Consider the following 2,941-nt stretch of genomic DNA (forward strand, 5'->3'; position numbering starts at 1 on the left):
ACGAAGATCTGACCGACCTCGCCCGTCGGGACAGGGCGGAATTCGGAATCCAGAATGCGAATCTCGGTGCCGGGCGCGGGTTTTCCGGCGGTGTCGGGTGCGGCCCGCAGATCCTCGGGGGTCGCGGTGGCGATCATGCCGGCCTCGGTCGCGTTGTAGTTGTTGTAGATGACGTCACCGAACTCGTCCATGAAGCGGGTGACGACGTCGGGGCGCATCCGTGAACCCGACGCGGTGGCGAACCGCAGCGATCGTCCGCTGTACTTGCGGCGGACCTCGTCGGGCAGTTCCATGATCCGGTCGAACATCACCGGCACCACGCACAGCCCGGTGGCCTGATAGCGGTCGATGAGTTCGAGGGTGGCTTCGGGGTCGAACTTGCGCCGGGTTACCACGGTGCAGCCCAGCGATGCGGCGAACACCAGCTGCGAGAAGCCCCAGGCGTGAAACATCGGCGCCACCACCACCGTCGTCTCCTCGGCGCGCCACGGCACCCGCTCCAGGATCGCCTTGAGTTCGCTGGTACCGCCGCCGGAACGCTTGGCGCCCTTAGGGGTTCCGGTCGTTCCCGACGTCAGCAGGATCAGTTTCCCTTTGCGCTGCGGCGGAGCGGGCCGCTGGCCGGCGTGCGCGGCGATGAGCTTCTCGACGGTCAGCTCGTGGTCTTCCGAACGGTCGGTCCACGCGACAATGCGAGTGGTGTCCGGCCGGTCGGCCAGCGCACGGTCCACCGAGTCGGTGAACTCCTCGTCATAGACGATCGCGTCGGCGCCTTCCCGGTCGACGACCTCCGCCAGGGCTGGGCCGGCGAACGAAGTATTGAGCAGCAGCACGTCGGCGCCGATCCGGTTGGCGGCGACCAACGCCTCGACGAACCCGCGATGGTTGCGGCACATGATCGCGATGACCGGCGGGCTACCGCCGGGCAATCCCTGCAGTGCCGCGGCCAACGCGTCGCAGCGTTGGTCTAATTCACGGTAGGTGAGTGTGCCGAGCTCGTCGATCAGCGCTGGGCGGTTAGGGCAGCGCTGGGCGGACATCGCGACTCCGCTTGTCATTGACAGGCGTTCACGGCGTGCTGCCGCGGCGATCCGAAGATACTTGTCCGGCCGCAGGGGTGCGATGATCCGCGCCCGGGCCATGGTGGTGACCAGACCGCCGATTTCGGTGAAGCGGGTCAGCGGGCTCGGGCCTGCCATCGCAGCCACCCGGCTAGCCGATCACCGGGAGGCGACGCTCTTTGGCCAACTTGTCGAGCGCTTTCTGCATAACCCGGCGGACGTGTGCATCGACCGCGTCGACGTCAGGATCCGGCCCGAACTCGGCGGTCACGTCGATCGGCTCGAGCATTTGCATGACGATCTTGGTCGGCAGCGGGATGTTGACCGGCAGCACCGCCGACGGCCCGAACGGGAAGCCGACCGAGATCGGCAGGATCTTGACCCGCATCAGTTTGTCCAGCCGCAGCAGGTGCGCCAGCCCCATGCCGCGGGACAGGTAGAGCTGGTTTTCCTGACCGCCGATGCCCACCGCGGGCACGATCGGCACCCCGGCATTCAGTGCCGCCCGAACATAACCGGTACGACCGTCGAAATCGATCTTGTTCTCCGACAACGTCGGCCGGTACACGTCGTAGTCGCCGCCGGGGAACACCACGACGACCCCGCCCGAGCGCAGTGCCTCCTCCGCGTTTTCGTGGTTGGCGCGGATGAACCCGGTGCGCACGAAGAACTCGGCAAGCGGGCCGGTGAACAGCATGTCGTGACTCAACGTGTAGACGGGACGGTCGTAGCCGAACTTCTCGTAGAAGCCGGTGGCAAAGACCGGAACGTCCATCGGGAACAGCCCGCCGGAGTGGTTCGACACCACCAGCGCGCCGCCCGGCGGGAAGGTGTCGAGGCCGCGCACCTCCGCGCGGTGATAGCCCTTGATCAGCGGACGGATCAACCCGATCACGCGTTCGGTCAGGCCAGGATCCCACTTGGACGTTTCGGTGGGCTCGATTTCGGTGGCAGTCACCCGTCCCCCTGACGTAGCGCGGATTTGGTCGTGATGCTAGCCCGACGACGATGCGGGCGGTGCGGCAACCCAAGGAGGTGGGCAATCGGGATCGAGCTCACCCGCAGCAGCCGCAGCCTCGGTGTGCGACGACCGCGGATACCATCGCCTGGTCACCCGTCCCTGACATGAACGGAGCGTCACAGCGTCGTGAGCGAAGAAGCCGGAAACAGCCAACCCGTAGTCCTGACCGAACAGCGCGACCGCATCCTGATTATCACCATCAACCGGCCCGAGGCGAAGAACGCGGTCAACGCCGCGGTCAGCCGGGGCCTCGCCGATGCGATGGACCGTCTCGACAGCGATACCGGTCTTTCGGTGGGCATCTTGACCGGGGCGGGTGGCTCGTTTTGCGCGGGAATGGATCTCAAGGCGTTCGCGCGCGGTGAGAACGTCATCGTCGAGGGGCGCGGCATGGGCTTCACCGAGCGTCCGCCCGCCAAACCGGTGATCGCCGCGGTCGAGGGCTACGCGCTGGCCGGCGGCACCGAGTTGGCGCTGGCCACCGACCTGATCGTGGCGTCGAAGGATTCGGCGTTCGGAATCCCCGAGGTCAAACGCGGGCTGGTGGCTGGCGGGGGTGGGCTGTTGCGGCTGCCGCAGCGCATCCCCTACGCGATCGCGATGGAGCTGGCGCTCACCGGTGACAACCTGTCCGCGGAACGGGCGCATGCGCTGGGGCTGGTGAACGTGTTGGCCGAACCCGGCAAGGCGCTGGACGAGGCGATCAAGCTCGCCGAGAAGATCACCGCCAACGGCCCGCTTGCGGTGGCGGCGACCAAGCGAATCATCGTCGAGTCGCGCGGTTGGAGCCCGGACGAAATGTTCGCCGAGCAGGTGCAAATCCTGATGCCGGTGTTCGCGTCCAATGACGCCAAGGAAG

General features: G+C 66.8%; 3 protein-coding genes. 1 reads left to right on the forward strand and 2 read right to left on the reverse strand.

All coding sequences use genetic code 11. From position 1 onward, the window contains the following. Together VFA16_RS21295 and VFA16_RS21300 are read right to left on the reverse strand one after the other, a co-directional pair. On the reverse strand, window positions 1-1,199 hold a 1,199-nt coding region (locus VFA16_RS21295), incomplete at its 3' end, for an AMP-binding protein (protein ID WP_324969738.1). Between the two features lie 13 nt (window positions 1,200-1,212). Further along, window positions 1,213-2,019, reverse strand: a complete 807-nt coding sequence (locus tag VFA16_RS21300) for a 1-acyl-sn-glycerol-3-phosphate acyltransferase (protein ID WP_324969739.1) — start codon at window positions 2,017-2,019, stop codon at window positions 1,213-1,215. Window positions 2,020-2,208: 189 nt separating this feature from the next. Between VFA16_RS21300 and VFA16_RS21305 the strand changes: the two genes are divergently transcribed. Beyond that, on the forward strand, window positions 2,209-2,941 hold a 733-nt coding region (locus tag VFA16_RS21305), incomplete at its 3' end, for a crotonase/enoyl-CoA hydratase family protein (protein WP_324969740.1).

This window comes from Mycobacterium sp., from assembly GCF_035653355.1.
Lineage (GTDB): Bacteria > Actinomycetota > Actinomycetes > Mycobacteriales > Mycobacteriaceae > Mycobacterium.